The sequence below is a fragment of the Micromonospora sp. WMMD1128 genome (genome assembly GCF_027497235.1).
Taxonomy (GTDB): Bacteria; Actinomycetota; Actinomycetes; order Mycobacteriales; family Micromonosporaceae; genus Micromonospora.
Map to the genome: position 1 here is coordinate 6,657,695 of NZ_CP114902.1, position 16,579 is coordinate 6,674,273.

Annotated in this window: 6 protein-coding genes; all 6 read right to left on the bottom strand. The window is 74.2% G+C overall.

The window, feature by feature from the left end; all coding sequences use genetic code 11:
* Window positions 1–56: 56 nt before the first annotated feature.
* A complete protein-coding gene (locus O7602_RS30260) occupies window positions 57–1,868 on the bottom strand; it encodes a hypothetical protein (protein WP_281585984.1) in 1,812 nt (603 codons plus the stop codon).
* Between the two features lie 64 nt (window positions 1,869–1,932).
* The gene (locus O7602_RS30265) at window positions 1,933–2,895 is read right to left on the bottom strand and encodes a sulfotransferase domain-containing protein (RefSeq protein ID WP_281585985.1); all 963 of its coding nucleotides are present in this window, start codon (window positions 2,893–2,895) and stop codon (window positions 1,933–1,935) included.
* Window positions 2,896–2,921: 26 nt separating this feature from the next.
* Window positions 2,922–3,743 carry an alpha/beta hydrolase gene (locus O7602_RS30270; protein WP_281590629.1) on the bottom strand — a complete coding sequence of 274 codons (822 nt, stop codon included), beginning with the start codon at window positions 3,741–3,743 and terminating at the stop codon, window positions 2,922–2,924.
* Between the two features lie 2 nt (window positions 3,744–3,745).
* Window positions 3,746–4,054 (bottom strand): acyl carrier protein, encoded by a 309-nt coding sequence (locus tag O7602_RS30275; RefSeq protein WP_281585986.1) that lies wholly within the window; start codon window positions 4,052–4,054, stop codon window positions 3,746–3,748.
* Between the two features lie 57 nt (window positions 4,055–4,111).
* Window positions 4,112–8,959: a type I polyketide synthase gene (locus O7602_RS30280; RefSeq protein ID WP_281585987.1), complete on the bottom strand. Its 4,848-nt coding sequence runs from the start codon at window positions 8,957–8,959 to the stop codon at window positions 4,112–4,114.
* Between the two features lie 55 nt (window positions 8,960–9,014).
* A complete protein-coding gene (locus O7602_RS30285; protein ID WP_281585988.1) occupies window positions 9,015–16,559 on the bottom strand; it encodes a type I polyketide synthase in 7,545 nt (2,514 codons plus the stop codon).
* Window positions 16,560–16,579 lie beyond the last annotated feature (20 nt).

The window sequence follows — 16,579 nt, forward strand, 5'->3', positions numbered from 1 at the left end:
GGAACGGAGGGGTGCCGGTCCGGCGACGGCGCTGTCACCGGACCGGCCCCCGGACCTCAGTAACCCCGGAGCCGGATCAGTTCCCAGCCGCCCTCGGGCACGTCGTCGCTCGGGTCGGTCCGCAGGTTCATCGGGTTCGCCATGCCCAGGTAGACGGTGGGACCGTCGGCGACCATGTTGCGGATGCCGTAGTTCAGGTAGTTGCCCAACCCGGTGGTGTCGATCGTCGTCGCCGGTTTCGTCGGCGACGTGAACGCGTACAGGTCACCGCCGTAGACCGCCTCGGGCAGGGCACCGGCCCGCATCCCGGCCGCCTTCATCGGGGCCACGGCCAGATCGTCGGCCAGCTCCGGTGACAGGCCCAACTCGGCGGCCGTCTCCTTGCCCAGCTCCTTGGCCAGGTAACTCCAGTCCATCGTGCCGACGTACAGCTTCCCGCCGGCCACCACCATCTTCCAGGTGTAGTTGTTGTATGGGTTGCCGAAACCGGCCGGGCCGAACTTCGGCGTCTGGTGCGTCGACTGCAACGCCCACGCCCCCGCCCCGTCGTCGGCCGCCGGGTCGTACGCGGGCAGCTCCGTCGAGCCGTACAACAGGTCGATCTTCTGGAAGTGGGAACCGAAGTTGCGGCCCCGGTAGATGCTTATCGACCGCTGGGTGTTCTGGATGGTGGCCTGGAAGGCCGCCTCGTCCGCCGGCGGGTACACCGCCATGTGCACCGTGGTCGCCTTCATCGGCACGTGCATCGTGCCCCAGTAGAGGAACCCGCCGTAGGAGGCCAGCCCGCCCAGGGCGTACGCGCGGGCCACCACCGGGTCCGGCTCGTAGGCGGACACGTTCCACACCTGCTGCCAGCCGTCGGCGTCCTCCGGGTTGAGCCCCGGGGCCCCCGCCGCGAGTGGCGGGCTCATCCAGACCGCGGCGATGCTCGCCGGCGGGTCGGCGGCGCCGGCGGTCGGCCCGGCCAACTCGTCGTCCGAGCCCGGCCAGGTGGTGGCGAAGATCCGCCCCTGGTGCACGGTGAGGTCGGCGGCCTGCGCCGGCAGGTTCGCCACCACGGTGAACGCGAACGGATCGGACTTGCTGCCCGCCCACCGCAGCACGTTACCGCGTTCCCCGCCGTTCGCGCCGACGCCCACCCCGGCGTACAGCGCGTCGCCGGCGACGGTGAAGTGCCGGATGTTGCCGTACATCGGGAAGTTGCGGGAGCCCAGGTACGCGCCGGTGTCGGTGTCGAACGCGAACAGGTTGACGCTTGTGCCCAGCGCCGGGCCGCCGAGCAGCGCCACCCCGCCGAAGTTGCCGGCCGCCCGGATGCCCGCCGTGGTCTGCAACCGGTTGGCGTCCTCGGTGGAGGCCGCCTTCACCAGGTCGGTCTTCTCGGTCAGCTTCCTGGTCCGGGTGTCGTAGGTGTAGAGGCGCGACGGCCGGTGGTCACCGAGGATGGGCGGCAACTGTGGATTGCGCTTGGCGATCTGGCTCTCGCCGTACTCGCAGACCCAGTCGTCGTTCAGCGTCGGTTTGGTGTTGCGCAGGGCCCGCCCACTGGTCAGGCAGTTGACGTTCGCTCCGGTGCCGAACCACAGCGTCCGGCCGGCCCGGGTCATCCCCCACAGGTACGACTGGTTGACCTTCGACTGCCCGGTGTCGCACGGCGGGCCGGCCGGGTACGCCAGCCCGATCCCGGCGAAGCACTCGTCCGGCTGGGCCTTGGCGAGCAACTGCGGGCTGCTCTGGTGCGTGCCGGCCGTGTCGGCGGCAGCAGGCGGCGCGCTGAGCGCCGCCGAGGGAGCCACCAGCACGGGTCCGAGTCCGAGTACGGCGACGACGGCCATCAACCGTCGCGCGGAGATCCGGAGTGGATTCAACTGTCTCTCTTTCCAGGGAGGGGACACCCGACCCGGGTTCGGGCGGGAGGACGGAGGGGACAGGTCAGACGGCGGCGGGCTGCCTGCGGGGCGCCGGGGCGACGACCCGTGACGCCACCCGCTCGGCCCAGCCCGACGGGTCGGGGAAGTCCAGGAACCGGCCGAGGCCGGTCAGCTCCCCGACCGGGTCGGCGACCAGGTCCTCGTAGGACATCCGCAGCAGGTGCTCCGGCGGCACATCCCGCAGCGCCTGGTCGGCCTGGCTGCTCATGAAGGCGCACAGGCCCAGGTAGCGGCGCAGGTTCTCGCCGCGTTCCCGCAGCGCGTCGGCGGTCAGCCGGTCCGGCAGGTACGGCTGGAGATCCGCCGGCACCGACTCGTCCGCACCGACCCGGAACGGGTCCAGGCCGCACCGGCCGAGGAACTCCACCCGCAGTTGGATGAGCTGGAACGACGAGTGCCGGCTCATCGATCGGGCGGTGTCCTCCCAGTTGCGGGTCAGGTAGACGACCTTGCAGTCCGGGAAACCCCGCAGCAGGTACGGCGCCACGTGGCTGGAGCCGCCGGAGCGTTCCACCCACCGGGTCTTGCCGGTCAGCGCGGCGAGCAGGTCCAGGAAGTCGTGGTGGTGCTGGGCCACCGTCTGGGTGCGGAACTGCGGCACCCGCGCGGCGAGCCGGTCGAACAGCGCGTCCGGGTCGGCGGTGAGCTTCGACAGGGTGATGGCCAGGATGCGGGGCAGTTCGGTCAGCCGGTCGGCCCACCGGCCCGTTTCCGGGTAGCGGACCTCCTTCGGCGGCAGCCCGATCCGGAACAGGGTGGACAGCTCCGCCTTGGGGCTGGCCAGCACCGCCCAGTACGCGGCGCCGGTGAGCACCTCGGCGCTGCGCGCCCACGGCGCCACCGACATGAAGAACTCCTGGGCCGACAGGGTGTCCGGCTCCTCGTGGATCAGGTCGGACAGCAGCGTGGAGCCGCACCGACCGTTGCTGATGATGATCGACCGCCCGGTGATCGGGGTGTCCATCGGAAGACCTCCTGCGTGTCGCGCCGTCATGCGGTGGTGGGCTGGGCCAGGTCGAGTGAGCAGTCCTCGGCCAGCCAGGCGAAGACGAGCCGGCGGACCTCCTCCGGCCGGTCGATGAGCACCGTGTGTTTCTGGTCGGGCAGCACCGCGACCCGGGTCTGCGGCAGCAGTCCGCGTACCGTCGGGGCCAGCTCCACCACCGCCGAGTCGCCGCCGTAGAGGCAGAGCACCGGGCAGCCGATGGCGGCCAGCGCCTCGGTCGTCGGCAGCGGACTCGCCGGCAGGTCCCGCGCCAGGCTGGTGTCGGCGAGCATCCGCTGCGTCTCCGCGGCCCGCTGGGCGGCCACCCGGCCCCGCCGGGCCCCGATCTCGGCGACCGCCCCGTCGCGGGGCAGCCGGGCGGCGACCCGGGCGAGTCGCTCGCGGACCCGACGCATCCACTCCGGGACCGGCGGGGCCGACTCCACGGCGACGATGCCGACCACCCGCCCCGGATGCCGGGCGGCGTAGCCGAAGGCGATGGTCCCGCCGAACGAGTTACCCAGCAGCAGCAGCGGACCGGTGACGTCCAGGCCGGTCAGCAACGCCGCCAGGTCGTCGACGAAGTCGTCCAGGGCGTACCCGGTGGCGGGGCGCTCGCTGCGCCCGTGGCCGCGCAGGTCGTACAGGACGGTCGGGACTCCGGCCCGGGACAACGGCTCGGCCAGGGTGAAGTACCAGCTCGCCATGGTGTCCGAGGCCATCCCGTGGATCAGCACGGCGGTCGGCGCGCCGGTCCGGCCGGCGGCGGCCGGACCGGGGGGATCGAGACGCTGCGTGTGCAGCGTGATCCCGTTCGCCCGGACCATGGTCACCGGCTGCCCGCCCCGACCTCGTCGGCCTTCGCCAGCGAGTCGGCGATGTGCGTGACGAGCTGCCCGACCGTCAGCGCACGGACGGTCTCCAGATCCAGCTTGGCGACGAAGTGGGCGAAGTTCACCGTGTCGCCGTAGCGCGCCTGGAGCCGGCCGGCGAGCGCGACGACGTCGATGCTCTCCATTCCCAGGTCGTCGGAGAACGTGGTGTCCATGGTGACCACCTGGTCGTCCGCGAAGTCACCGAGTACGGCGTCGATCATCTCGGTGAGTTCGGCGAGGATGGTGTCCTGGGCCGCGGGCATGGCGGTGCTCCTTCTGCTTGTCGGTCGGATGGGCGGTGCTGCGCACCGGATTGCGGCTCACGGCCCGGCCACCCCGGGCGGGGTCGCCGGCGCCGGCTCCGGCCCCCAGGTCCAGGCGACGACGTACCGGCGGGGCGGCAGGTCCTCCGGGTTGGCCACGTCCCGGTGACCGACCCGGTACGCCCGCCCGCCGATCTCGACGGTCAGCCCGGAGTCGGTGGCCGAGTAGACCCGGAACCGGCGTGGCGAGCCGTCGAGCCCGGTGCCCTCGGCCTTGGCGACCGCTTCCTTCGCGGCCCAGAACCGGGTGAACCACAGCCGTCGGACCTCGGCGTTCCCGCCGGCCAGGGAGGTCAGCAGGGTCAACTCGGCCGGGGTGAGGGCGAAGGTGAGGGTGCTCTCCGGGTGGTCGGTGACCTCCGCGACGTCGATGCCCACCCCTGGGCCGCCGACCGGCGCGTCGGGTGCCCGCCGCCGGGCGATCGCCACCCCGATCTCCGCGCAGTGCGCCAGGGAGACGTCGCAGTCGCCGAGGCCCCGACCGGGCCGTCCGCGTACCCACGGCCGGCCGTCCGGGTCGTTGCCGACGGTCAGCTCGATCGGGTAGATGTCGGTGTGGCCGTCCTCCCACAGCCGGGCCCGCACCGCGTCCTTCGCCGCGATCCGGCCCAGCATCCACTGCTTGCGGGTCTTGGCCGGCTGCCGCTCGTACTCGGTGTAGGCCGCGCCGCCGAGGATGCCCCGGGCGGCCATGCCCCGGGTGACCAGGTCGGTCCAGCAGTCGAACGCCATCGTCCAACCCTCGGGCTGCAACAGCGACATCGGGTGCCGCTCGGGGAACCGCTCCGCGACCCGGGCCTGCGGGTGGCTGTCGAACCGGCGGTCCACCGCCCCCTCGATCTCCGACCAGACCCGCCCCTGGTAGCTGAGCTGGGTGTCGGCGACGAGCTTGCCGTCGTCGATGACGCGGACCCGGGCGACGCACTCGAACGCCCGGCCGGCCGGTGGGGGTGGCCCGTAGAACCGCACCTGCCCGAGCCCCACCGGCAACGCGACCGTCCGGAACGGCTGGGTGGTGATCAGCCAGTTGCCGATGAGCTGGAGCGCGTTGTCCAGCAGCGCCCCGGGTGGCTCCGGGGCGGTGACGACGCCGCGCACGTGCATGTCGCCGAGCGCGTGCACCTCGGTCACGCCCTGGAACTGCGGGCCGTGGAACATCAGCCGCTCCGCGTACATCTCGGCGGCGCCGAGGGACGGCGGTCGTTCGGTGGCCGGGTCGTGGGTCCAGACCGGCGGTGGCGGCGGGTACGCGGGGCCGACCTCGATGGTCGCGCGGGCATATCCGGCGAAGGCGACCGCGTACCGGTTCGGGCCGGCGGCCCGAACCACGATCTCGACGTCGGTGGCGGGTTCGGCGATCAGCCACTTGTGGAACTTGGCGTCGTGCACCGCCACCACCGGGACGCCGGGCACGAGCTGCTCCACCGCCTCCATCATGTGCGCGACCAGGGCGGTCGCCGGCACCACCGGCCACCGGTCCTCCGGGTCCGGCCAGTCGTCGGGCTGCACGAAGAAACAGTGGTCAAGCAGGTACGGCATGGTCTTCAGGGAGACCCGCCGGGTGATCCGACCGATCTCCGCACCGGCCCCGGCGGCGGTCCCCGGACGCAGCGGGCCGGTGGTGGTCACCGGTGGCCGCGCGGGCGTGGTGCCGGCCGGTGCCGCCGCGGTCGGGGTCACCGGCCGGGCGGGACGGGTCGGTGCTCCCGTGCCACTGCCGCCGGTGGCCGTCCGCGGCGCCGCCGGGCCCGAGGTGTTCTCCCGCAGCAAGGCGGCGAGTTCGGCCGCCGCGCTGGACCCGCCCGCGAGCCGTTGCAGCGCGTCCAGCGCGGCCGTCGACCGGGCGGCGGCGGGCGTCGGCACGGCGGTCGCCTGTGCGGCGGGTGCCTGTGCGGCGGGTGGTCGGGCCGCCGGGGGTGGTGCGGCGGCCGGCGTCGGCGCGCCACCCTGGCCGGTGGCGGTGCGGCCGGTCATGGCGACGACGGGCCGGGGCACGCCGTTGCCGTTGCCCGGCGTCGGCGGCGCCGGTTCGGGCGACGCGGTCACCCCGAGCAGGCCGGCGGCGTCCGCCCCGAGGCGGACCAGCGGACCGCCGAGGTCGAGCTTCATCCGCGGGCCACGCCGGGCGGCACCGCCCCGCGGCTTCGCCGGGCCGCCGTCGGCGCCCGCCGCCGGCATCCGGCCGTTGCCCGCCGCCGGGGTACGGTCCACGGTGTCCAGCGCCCGCAGGTCCGGTGCGGCACCCTCCACCCACAGCGCGGTAGCGACCCGGCGTAGCTGGTTCAGCCCGCTGCGGTGCGCGGTGTTCACCGGCATCGCGAGGTGGTCGCGCCCGCGCAGGTTGTCACCGACAAGCGAGGCGAGTTGCCCCGCGCCGACCTGGAGGAACACCCGGAACCCGGCGTCGTACATCGCCTCGACGGTCTGCCGGAACCAGACCGGCTCCATCATGTGCCGGACGAAGATCCGGTTGACCTCGTCCTCGTCCGCGGGGAACGGTGCGTGCAGGGTCGCCGACCACACCGGCATCCGGGTCGGGTGCACCTCCCAGCGGCCCAGGGCGGCGCCGATCGAGGTGAGCCCGTCGGCGAAGGCGGGGGTGTGGAACGCCGACCGGAACGGCAGCTTCTGGCACAGGACGTTACGGGTACGCAGCGCCTCGACGAGCCGGTCGACCTGCGGCTCGGGGCCGTTGACCACCGACTGCGCCGGGGCGTTGTCATGCGACAGGACCACCCCGGGATAGTCGCCGAGCAGCGGGGTGACCTGGTCCGCGCCGGCACCGACGGCGGCGAAGACGTAGCCGGAGACCTCCACCGAGTCGGCGTTGAACAGGTCGAGGAACTCGTCCATCGCGGCGGTGCTGATCTGACCGCTGACCGCGGCGGCGGTCCACTCGCCGATGCTGTGACCGGCGACGGCGTCGGGGCGTACCCGGATCCGGGCCAGCGCCTCGTCGAGCAGCTTGCCCACCTCGATCAGCCCGGCGCCGTGCCGGCCCAGGTCGGCGGCGGACCAGTCCCGGTCCGGCAGGCCGAAATGGGCGGCCAGATCGGCGGTCCGTGGGGCGAACTCCGCCTCCAGGCCGGGGAAGACGAAGGCGAGCTTGCCCGCCCCCGCGCCGAGCAGCGGCCGGGGGCTGAACCAGATGTCCCGTCCGCCCCGCCACGCCTGGCCCCGGGCGACCGTCTTGCGGGCCACCGCGAGCAGCTTGTCCGTCGGGTTGACGACGCCCAGCCGGGTCCGCGCCGGGGCGTCCCCACCGGAGCGGGCGGCCAGCTCGACGCCGAGCCGGCGTACCTCGTGGTCGTCGCGGGCCAACAGCTCGGCGAGCCCGGCCGGGTCCGGCGCGGCCAGCCAGAGCACCTGGTCCGGCTCGTCGACCACGGCCCGGCCGGCGGCCGGGGCGGTCGGCGCGACCACCGGCTCGCCCACCGACATGGGCGGCTGCTCGATGATCAGGTGGGCGTTGATCCCGCCGAAGCCGAACGCGTTGACCCCGGCCCGGCGCGGCCCGTCGCTCTCCCACGGCCGGGCGGTGTCGATCGGCGCGAACCGGGTCGCCGCCATCTCCGCGCGCGGCGTCTCGCAGTGCAGGGTCGGTGGCAGCACCCCCCGGTGCACCGCGAGCGCGGCCTTGATCAGACCGGCCACCCCGGCGGCCGGCATGGTGTGCCCGATCATCGACTTCACCGAGCCGATCACCGGCCGGGAACCCCCGGTGTACGGGCCGAACACCTGCGCCACGGTGGTCAGCTCGGCGGCGTCCCCGGTCGGGGTGCCGGTGCCGTGTGCCTCCAGCAGCCCGAGCGCGTCCGGGGCGGTCGGGTCGAGCCCGGCCGACTCCCAGGCCCGTCTGATCGCCAGCACCTGACCGGGAACCGCCGGGTTGAACATGCTCGCCGACTTGCCGTCGCTCGACACCCCGCTGCCCCGGATCACCGCGTAGACCCGGTCGCCGTCGCGCACCGCGTCGGCGTACCGCTTGAGCACCACCACGCCGGTGCCCTCGCCGATCAGCAGCCCGTCGGCGGCGGCGTCGAACGGCCGGATCTCGCCCTGCCGGGACAGCGCCCGGAGCTGGTTGAACACCGACCAGAAGCTGATGTCGTGCACGTGGTGCACGCCACCGGCGAGTACCGCGTCCAACCGGCCGTTGACCAGCTCCGTGATGCCCTGGTCCACGGCGATCAGCGACGACGCGCAGGCCGCGTCGATGGTGTACGCCGGGCCGCGCAGGTCGAGCCGGTTGGCCACCCGGGAGGCGGCCAGGTTCGGCACCAGGCCGATGGTCCCCTCCGGCTGGTACGGCCCGAGCCGCTCGTCGAACTTCTTGCGCAGCAGCTCCAACCGGGCCGGGTCGACGTCCGGAATCAGCTCCCGCAGGATGCTCACCACCTGGCTGGACATCCGCACCCGCTGGGCGTAGCGGGCCTGGGCGGGGCTGAGGATGCCGCCCCGGCCGAGGATCACCCCGATCCGGTCGCGGGCCGGCAACCGGTCGTCGCCCCCCGCGTCGTCGATGGCCGCGGCGGCCACCTCCAACGTGATGAGCTGGTCCGGCTCGATGTCTCCGACGGAGGCGGGCATCACCCCGAAGCGCAGCGGCTCGAAGGTGGCGTACTCGTCGACGAAGCCGCCCCGCCGGCAGTACATCCGGTCGGCCCGGTGGGCCTGCTCCGGGTCGTAGAACTCCTCGTCCCATCGGTGGACGGGGACGTCGGTGATCGCGTCCACCCCGGTGATCAGGTTGCGCCAGTAGCTCTCCAGGTCACCGGCCGAGGGCATCAGGGCGGCCATCCCGACGATCGCGATCTGGCCGGGCGCGGGGGCGCCGTTATTCATCGGTTCCTCCGACGACTGGTGGGGCGGGCGGGGACGGGACTGCACATCGGCGTCCTCACCAACCCGACGCGGTGTAGACGACCGAGGTGACCGACGCATCGGCCCAGGCCAGCTCGCGCAGCAGGGCCAGCGCGCCCTCCTCCGGGTCGATCAGGCCGATGCCGCGCCGGGCGTACTCCCGGCTCAGCTCGGCGGTGACCATGCCGCCGTGACCGGCGCCCGGGGCCCACGGTCCCCAGTGCACGGTCAGGCAGCGCACCCCGGTCCGGGCCGCGTACCGGGTGCCGATGGAGTCCAGCGCGTCGTTGGCCGCCGCGTAGTCGGCCTGGCCCCGGTTGCCGTAGGCGGCGGCGATGCTGCCGAAGAAGACCACGAAGCGCGGCGCGGTGGGCAGCGCGTCGAGGCCGGCCAGCAACCCCCGCGCCCCGTCGACCTTGGTGTCGAAGACCCGGGTGAACGACGCCGGGTCCTTCTCGGCGATCAGCTTGTCCTCGATGATCCCGGCGGCGTAGACCACCCCGTCGAGGCGGCCGTGCTCGGCGTGGATCTCGGCCAGCAACCGCCGGGTGGCGGCGGCGTCCCGTACGTCCAGGGTGTGGTAGCGGACCTCCCCGCCCAGCTCGGTCAGCTCGGCGATGGTCGCGGTCACCTCCCGGGCCGCCAGGATGCCCTGCGCGGTCCGGGCGATCTCGGCCGGTGTGGACGCCCCGCGCCGGGCCAGCACCCCGACCAGCGCGGCCCGGTCCACGGCGCCCGCCAGCTCCGGGTCCTCCGGTCCGGACGGCAGCGGGGTCCGACCGACCAGCTCGATGCGGCAGCCGGTGGCCGAGGCGAGCGCCCGGGCGAACCACGGGGTGATGCCCCGCGCCCCACCGATCAGCACCACCACCGAGTCGCGTTCCAGGCCGATCGCGGCGGCCTCGGACACCCCGTCGCCGGCCGGTCCGGCACCCCCGGCGGCCAGCGCGCCCAGCTCGACCGGGACCAGGTCGGCGACGTACCGGTCGGCGCCGCGCCGGGCGACCACCGGGGCGTCGGCGACGGTGAGCAGTTCGTCGACGAGCTGCCGGGCGAGGGTCTCCGGCGTCGCCGCCGGGTCCACCGCCACGAAGCGGGCGTCCAGTCCGGGGTACTCGCGGGCGATCGTGCGGAACAGTCCGGGCATGCCGTCGGCCGCGCCGGTGACGTCCTGCGCCCCGGCGGCGAGCAGCCAGCGCGGTCCGGCGGCCAGGACCCGCTGCAACAGCGGGAACACGTCGGGCAGCAGCGGCTCGTCGAGGTTGGTCAGCCCGTCGAGCACCAACACCCCGTCGAAACCCTGACCGGCCTGCGCGCTGTCGAGCACGCCCAGCTGGCCGCCGGCGCCGTACGCGCCGAGCAGCTCGGCCAGGTACGCGCCGACCGGTCCACCGCCGGTGATCAGGAAGCGCATTCCGGTGAGGGCGGTCGCCGGGTCGGCGCTCTGCCCGGTCTGGACGCTCTCCCGGGCGACCAGCCGCTTCGGCGCGATCCCCACTCCCGTGCCGGCCCCGGCGGGATCCGGAGCGGGTGCGGCGGGAGCGGGTGCGGCGGTGTCGGCGGCCGGCGTGGCGGCGGTCGCCGGCCCGGTGGTGGCCGTGACGTGGATGGTGCCGCTCATCTTCTGGTCGAGCCAGGTGACCATGGCGTGGACGGTGCGGGCCTTGACGAGGTCTTCGAGTTCGCTTTCGTCGCCTTCGACGCTGAGGGAGAGGCGTTGGGCGACTTCGCCTGCGACTTCGGCGCGTTTGATGGAGTCGATGGACAGGTCGGCTTCGAGGTCGAGGTCGGGTTCGATGAGGTCGACCGGGTAGCCGGTGCGCTCGCTGATCACCGCGAGGATGGCCTGCTGGAACTCGGCGAGGGAGACGCCGGCGGGCGCGCCGGACCCGGCGGGAACGGGAGCGGGTGCGGCGGTGTCGGCGGCCGGCGTGGCGGCGGTCGCCGGCCCGGTGGTGGCCGTGACGTGGATGGTGCCGCTCATCTTCTGGTCGAGCCAGGTGACCATGGCGTGGACGGTGCGGGCCTTGACGAGGTCTTCGAGTTCGCTTTCGTCGCCTTCGACGCTGAGGGAGAGGCGTTGGGCGACTTCGCCTGCGACTTCGGCGCGTTTGATGGAGTCGATGGACAGGTCGGCTTCGAGGTCGAGGTCGGGTTCGATGAGGTCGACCGGGTAGCCGGTGCGCTCGCTGATCACGGCGAGGATCGCCTGCCGGAACTCGGCGATGCTGGGACCGGCCGGCGCGGGGGCCGCCACCGGTCCGGTCGGGGTTGCGGTGGCCACCGCGGCGGGGGCCGCGACGACGCCGCCGACCGCGGGGGAGACGGGCACGACGTCCGGGGTGACCGGGACGGGTCGGCCGATCGCCGGTGCCGGTGCCGTGGCCAGCGCGGTGCCTCCGTTCGACCCCGACACGGTGGGCAGCGCGGCGGGGGTGGCCGCGGGTCGGGCGACCGGCGCGGGTGTCGTGGCCGGGACCACGGCCGGTCGGGGATCCGGGGCGGACGCGGGTCCGGCGGGCAGGGCCGGGTAGTCCTGCGGGAAGGCCCCGGTGGGCTGCCCGGTCGGCCGGGTGCCCGCGTCCGGGGGTTCGCCGAGGAAGGCGAGCATCACGTCCCGCTGGGTGGCGATCATCTCCCGGTTGGTGCGCAGGTACTCACGGAGCAACTCGCCCCGGATGTCCCGGACGGCCGCCGGCTCGGGGTCGCTGACGGTCCGGACGTTCCGGACGGCCACGGGTTCGGGGCCGTTGCGGGTGCCGGTGGCGGCGCCGGGGGTGGTGGCGGTGCCATTGGCAGAGGTCATCGACAACTCCTTGATCCGTCGGGGAGGGGTCATGCCACCGGGAAGACAGTTGCCGTGCTGGTCCCGGACGAGTTGGCCGTCGACCGTCCAGAGCGGACGACGGGGCGGTGCGGTGGTGCTGCCGTCGGCGACCCGCCCGTGGAAGAGCCAGTCGGGGCGGACCGGGGCGCCGGCGCAGGCGAGTTCGGCGACCGAGATGAGGAATCCGCGCAGCCCGTCGGAGGGGCCGCGCTCGCAGGCGACCGTCCGGTGCGGCCGGTCGCCGAGCACCGCCTGCACCAGCCGGGTGAGCACCTGGCCGGGGCCGACCTCGACGAAGAGGCGGGCGCCGGCGGCGTACATCGCCTCGATCTGCTCGACGAAGCGGACCGGTGCGCCGATCTGTTCGGCGAGGTGGTGGCGGACCTGGCCGGCGTCGCCGGAGTACGGCGCGGCGGTCAGGTTCGACCAGACCGGGATGCGCGGCTCGGCGATCGACCGGGCGGCGAGCACCTCGGCGAAGGTCTCCACCGCGCCGGCCACCACCGGGCTGTGGAAGGCGCACGCCACCGGGATGGTCCGGGCGGACAGGCCGGCGTTCTTGAACGCGACCACCGCCGCCCGTACCTTCGCCGTCGGGCCGGAGACCACCACCTGCTGCGGGGCGTTCCGGTTGGCCAGCACCACCTCGCTGGCCAGGCCGGCTCCGGCGAGCGCCTGGGCGACCTGGTCGGCGGTGGCGTTGACCGCCGCCATGGTGCCCGGATCCTCACCGCAGGCCCCGAGGATGGCCGCCGCCCGTTCCCGGCTCAGGTCGAGCAGGGTGGCCGCGTCGAACGCCCCGGCGACGCAGAGCCCGACGAGTTCGCCGTAGCTGTGGCCGGCGGTCATGTCCGGTCGGACCCCGAGCCGGCGCAGCAGGTGGTCCATGGCGAGGCCGCCGATGCCCAGCACCGGTTGGGCGACCCGGGTGTCGCGTACCCGGTCCTCCTGGGCGCGTCGGGACTCCTGGTCGAACGCGGTCGGTGGGAAGAGCAGCTCCGCTGCCGGCCGGTCGAGTTCGAGGTAGTGCCGCAGCTCGGGGAAGGCGACGAAGAGTTCACCGAGGGCGCCGGGGCGCTGGCTGCCCTGGCCGGGGAAGAGGAACGCCACCTGACCGGGCCCGACCGGGTCGGTCCCGGTCGGCTGGACCAGGCCCCGGGCCGGGTCGTGCTCGCCGGCCAGGGCCCGGTCCAGCAGGGTCTCCAGTTCGGCCACGTCCCGGGCGACCACCGCGACCTGGGTCGTACCGGACCGGTTGGCCGCCTTGGTGGCGACCGACGCGGCCAGCTCGGCGAGCCGCCCCGGCCGGTCCCGTCCCCCGTCGTCGGCGAGGCTCTCCAGCAGTTGCCGGATCGCCTGGTGGGCGGCGGCGCGGTCCGGGCCCCGGAAGCAGAACAGTTCCGCCGGCCAGATCCGTTGCGCGTGCCGGGGTTCCGGCGCGTTCGGGTACGCGCTGAGCACCACGTGGAAGTTGGTGCCGCCGAAGCCGAACGCGCTGACCCCGGCGATCCGTTCGGCGGCCGGCACCGGCCACGGGCGGGCCTCGGTGAAGAACACGAACGGGCTCTGCTGCGGGTGCCAGGCCGGGTTGGGGCGTTCCAGGTGGATGGTGGGGGGCCGGATGCCGTGGTGGAGGGCGAGCGTCGCCTTGATCAGACCGGCCAGTCCGGCGGCGCACTTGGTGTGCCCGATCTGGGACTTCACCGAGCCGAGCGCGCAGCCGCCGGGTGCGGCCCCGGCCTCGACGAACATCCGGGTCAACGTCTCCAGCTCGGTGCGGTCGCCGACCACCGTGCCGGTGCCGTGCGCCTCCACCAGCCCGACCTCGCGGGGGGAGATGCCGGTGCGGTGGTACGCCCGGTCCAGGGCCCGCCGCTGCCCGTCGGGGCGCGGCGCGGTCAGGCCGAGGGCTCGGCCGTCGCTGGCCCCGCCGAGCCCCTTGATCACGCCGTAGATCCGGTCGCCGTCGCGTTCGGCGTCGGCCAGCCGCTTGAGTACGACGCACGCGACGCCCTCGCCGAGGGCGATCCCGTCACCGGTGCTGTCGAAGGGGCGGGACCGGCCGGTGGGGGACAGCGCGTGCGCCGAGGTGAACATGAGGTAGTCGTTGACGCCGTTGTGCAGGTCGGCGCCGCCGCAGATCATCAGGTCACTGTCGCCACTGACCAGTTCCTTGCAGGCGGCGTCCATCGCGGCGAGCGACGAGGCGCAGGCCGCGTCGATGGTGTAGTTGGGGCCACCCAGGTCGAGCCGGTTGGCGACCCGACCGGCGATCACGTTGGCCAGCACGCCGGGGAAACTGTCCTCGGTGACCGTGGGCAGCAGCTCCTGCATCTGCTCGGGCACCTCACCCAGGTATGCCGGCAGCATGGTGCGCAGGGTCTGCGCGTGCCCCATGTCACTGCCGGCCTCCGCGCCGAACACCACGCCGGTGCGAGCGTGGTCCGCCCCCGGGGCGTCGTACGGGTAACCGGCGTCGACCAGGGCCCGGTGGGAGACCTCCAGGGCGAGCAACTGGGTCGGGTCGATGCTGCTGAGCGCGGCCGGCGGGATGCCGTAGCCGATGGCGTCGAAGGGCACCGGCTCGATGAACCCGCCCCACTTGGAGACGCTGATCCGGCCGGTCTGCCCCGGGCCGACCGCGGGGGCGTAGTAGTGGTCGGTGTCCCAGCGGTCGGCCGGGACCTCGGTGACGGTGTCGGCGCCGCTGAGCACGGTGCGCCAGAAGCTGTCCAGATCGGGGGAGCCGGGCAGCATGCAGGCCATCCCGACGATGGCGATGTCGAGCGGGGCGGGCGGCTGGTCGGTTTCGGCGGCCGGCGGCGCGAGCCGGGCCCGCAGCGCGTCGAGCCGGTCGGCGTGCAGGCCCCGTACCTCGGTGGTGACGGCGTCGTGCAGCGCGGCGACGGTGGTGGCGCGGTCGCGCAGCACGGCGACCTGGCCGGCCATGAACAGCCCGTCGCTGGCCTGGACGCTCTCGTCGACGGCCTCGACGGTGTCGCCGGAACGGCGCAGGCCCTTGCTGGCGATGCGCAGCCGGCCCACGTTGAGCAGCTCCAACTGCTCCCACACCTCGCGGTTCTCCACCCCGGCGCCTTCCAGTTGGGTGCGCAGCTGGTGGAAGTCGTCGACGAACGGGGTGTGCAGGCAGCGGGTGGCGTGCCCGGGGGCGGTCTCCAGCAGCGCGGTGTGCTCGGCGGTGAGCGCCGCACGTTGGAACAGCGGCTGGACCGCGCCGTGGCTGACGGCCTCGGCGGTGAACAGGTACGCGGTGCCCATCAGCACGCCGATCCGGGCGCCCCGGCGGGCCATCGGCGCGGCCATCGTGGCCACCATCGCCGCCGAGCGGGCGTCGTGCACCCCACCGGCGAAGAAGACCTGTAGCTGCGCACCGGCGGCCGGGTCGGTGTCCAGGTAGTCGTCGAGCACCGCCAGTTGGGCCTCCCACAACGGGAAGCTCGCCCGGGGGCCCACGTGCCCGCCGCACTCGGCGCCCTCGAAGATGAACTTGCGGGCGCCGGAGCGCAGGAACTGGCGCAGCAGGCCGGGGGAGGGCACGTGCAGGAAGGTGCTGATCCCCTGCTCCTCCAGGGCGCGGGCCTGCGGCGGCCGGCCACCGGCGATGACGGCGCAGGCGGGCCGGATCTCCCGGATGACGTCCAGTTGCGCGGCGCGTAGTTCCTCGGGCGCGAAGCCGAGCACCCCGACGCCCCAGGGGCGGTCGCCGAGCTGCGCGGCGGTCTCGGCGAGCATTCGGCGGCACTTGTCGGCCGAGTTGAGGGCGAGCGCGATGAAGGGCAGCGCGCCGCCGTCGGCGACCGCTGCGGCGAAGGACGCTTCGTCGCTGACCCGGGTCATCGGGCCCTGGGCGACGGGGACCCGTACCCCGAGGGCCGCGGCGAGGGGAGCGCCGGGCTGGAGCAGGTCGGCGGCGTCGGGGCGGTCGACGGCGGCGAGCATCTCCGCGCGCATCCCCCGGACGGCGGCGGAGGTGTCCGGCCAACGGTCGGCGAAGGTGGTCGCCAGCCACCCGTCCTGTCCGACGGGCAGCAGTTCGGTGTCGGCGCCGTGCGGGCCGCCGCGGCGGATGCCCCGTATCCCGTCGCGCAGGACGGTCTCCGAACCGTCCATCCGCCGGATCGCGGCCTGGACGTCGGTCGGCAGGTCCGACTCGGGCATCAGGGCGAGCTGGGTGTCCAGGACCACGCCGGCCGCGCCGCCGATCAGGCAGGCGCCGGCGGTGCGCGGGCCGATCCCGCCGGCCACCCAGATCGGCAGGTCGACGGTGTCGTCGGCGACGAGTTGCTGGAGCAGGACGAACGAGCTGAGTTCGCCGATCCGGCCGCCGGCTTCCATCCCCCGGGCGATCAGTCCGTGTGCTCCGGCCGCCGCCGCGGCCCGCGCCTCGGCCCGGCTGGTCACCTCCACGAGCACCCGGTGGTGCGGGGTGATCTCGGCCAGCGGCCAGGGGCTCGCCGGCTCGACCACGATCAGGTCCACCCGGTCGTTCGCGGCCCGCGCCAGCTCGGTGGGGGTGGCCCGGCAGCCCGCGGGCACCCGGACGCCGATCGGCGCGGCGGACCAGCTCGCGGCGCGGGCGAGCGCCCGCAGCGACCAGTCGTCGCCGGTGGCCAGGTCGATGATGCCCTGCCCACCACCGGCGGCGGTGGCGGCCGTGATCCGTGGGCCGGGTTCCAGGACGCCGACGGGGCTGACGACCAGGATCAGGTCACGCGTGTACGGTGCGCTACTCATCGGGCTCCCACTTCGGTCGC

What these genes read in the sequence shown, in the direction of transcription:
- O7602_RS30265 (WP_281585985.1), bottom strand. Translation starts at nt 2,895, where the DNA reads ATGGACACCCCGATCACCGGGCGGTCGATCATCATCAGCAACGGTCGG.
- O7602_RS30270 (WP_281590629.1), bottom strand. Translation starts at nt 3,743, where the DNA reads ATGGTCCGGGCGAACGGGATCACGCTGCACACGCAGCGTCTCGATCCC.
- O7602_RS30275 (WP_281585986.1), bottom strand. Translation starts at nt 4,054, where the DNA reads ATGCCCGCGGCCCAGGACACCATCCTCGCCGAACTCACCGAGATGATC.
- O7602_RS30280 (WP_281585987.1), bottom strand. Translation starts at nt 8,959, where the DNA reads ATGAATAACGGCGCCCCCGCGCCCGGCCAGATCGCGATCGTCGGGATG.
- O7602_RS30285 (WP_281585988.1), bottom strand. Translation starts at nt 16,559, where the DNA reads ATGAGTAGCGCACCGTACACGCGTGACCTGATCCTGGTCGTCAGCCCC.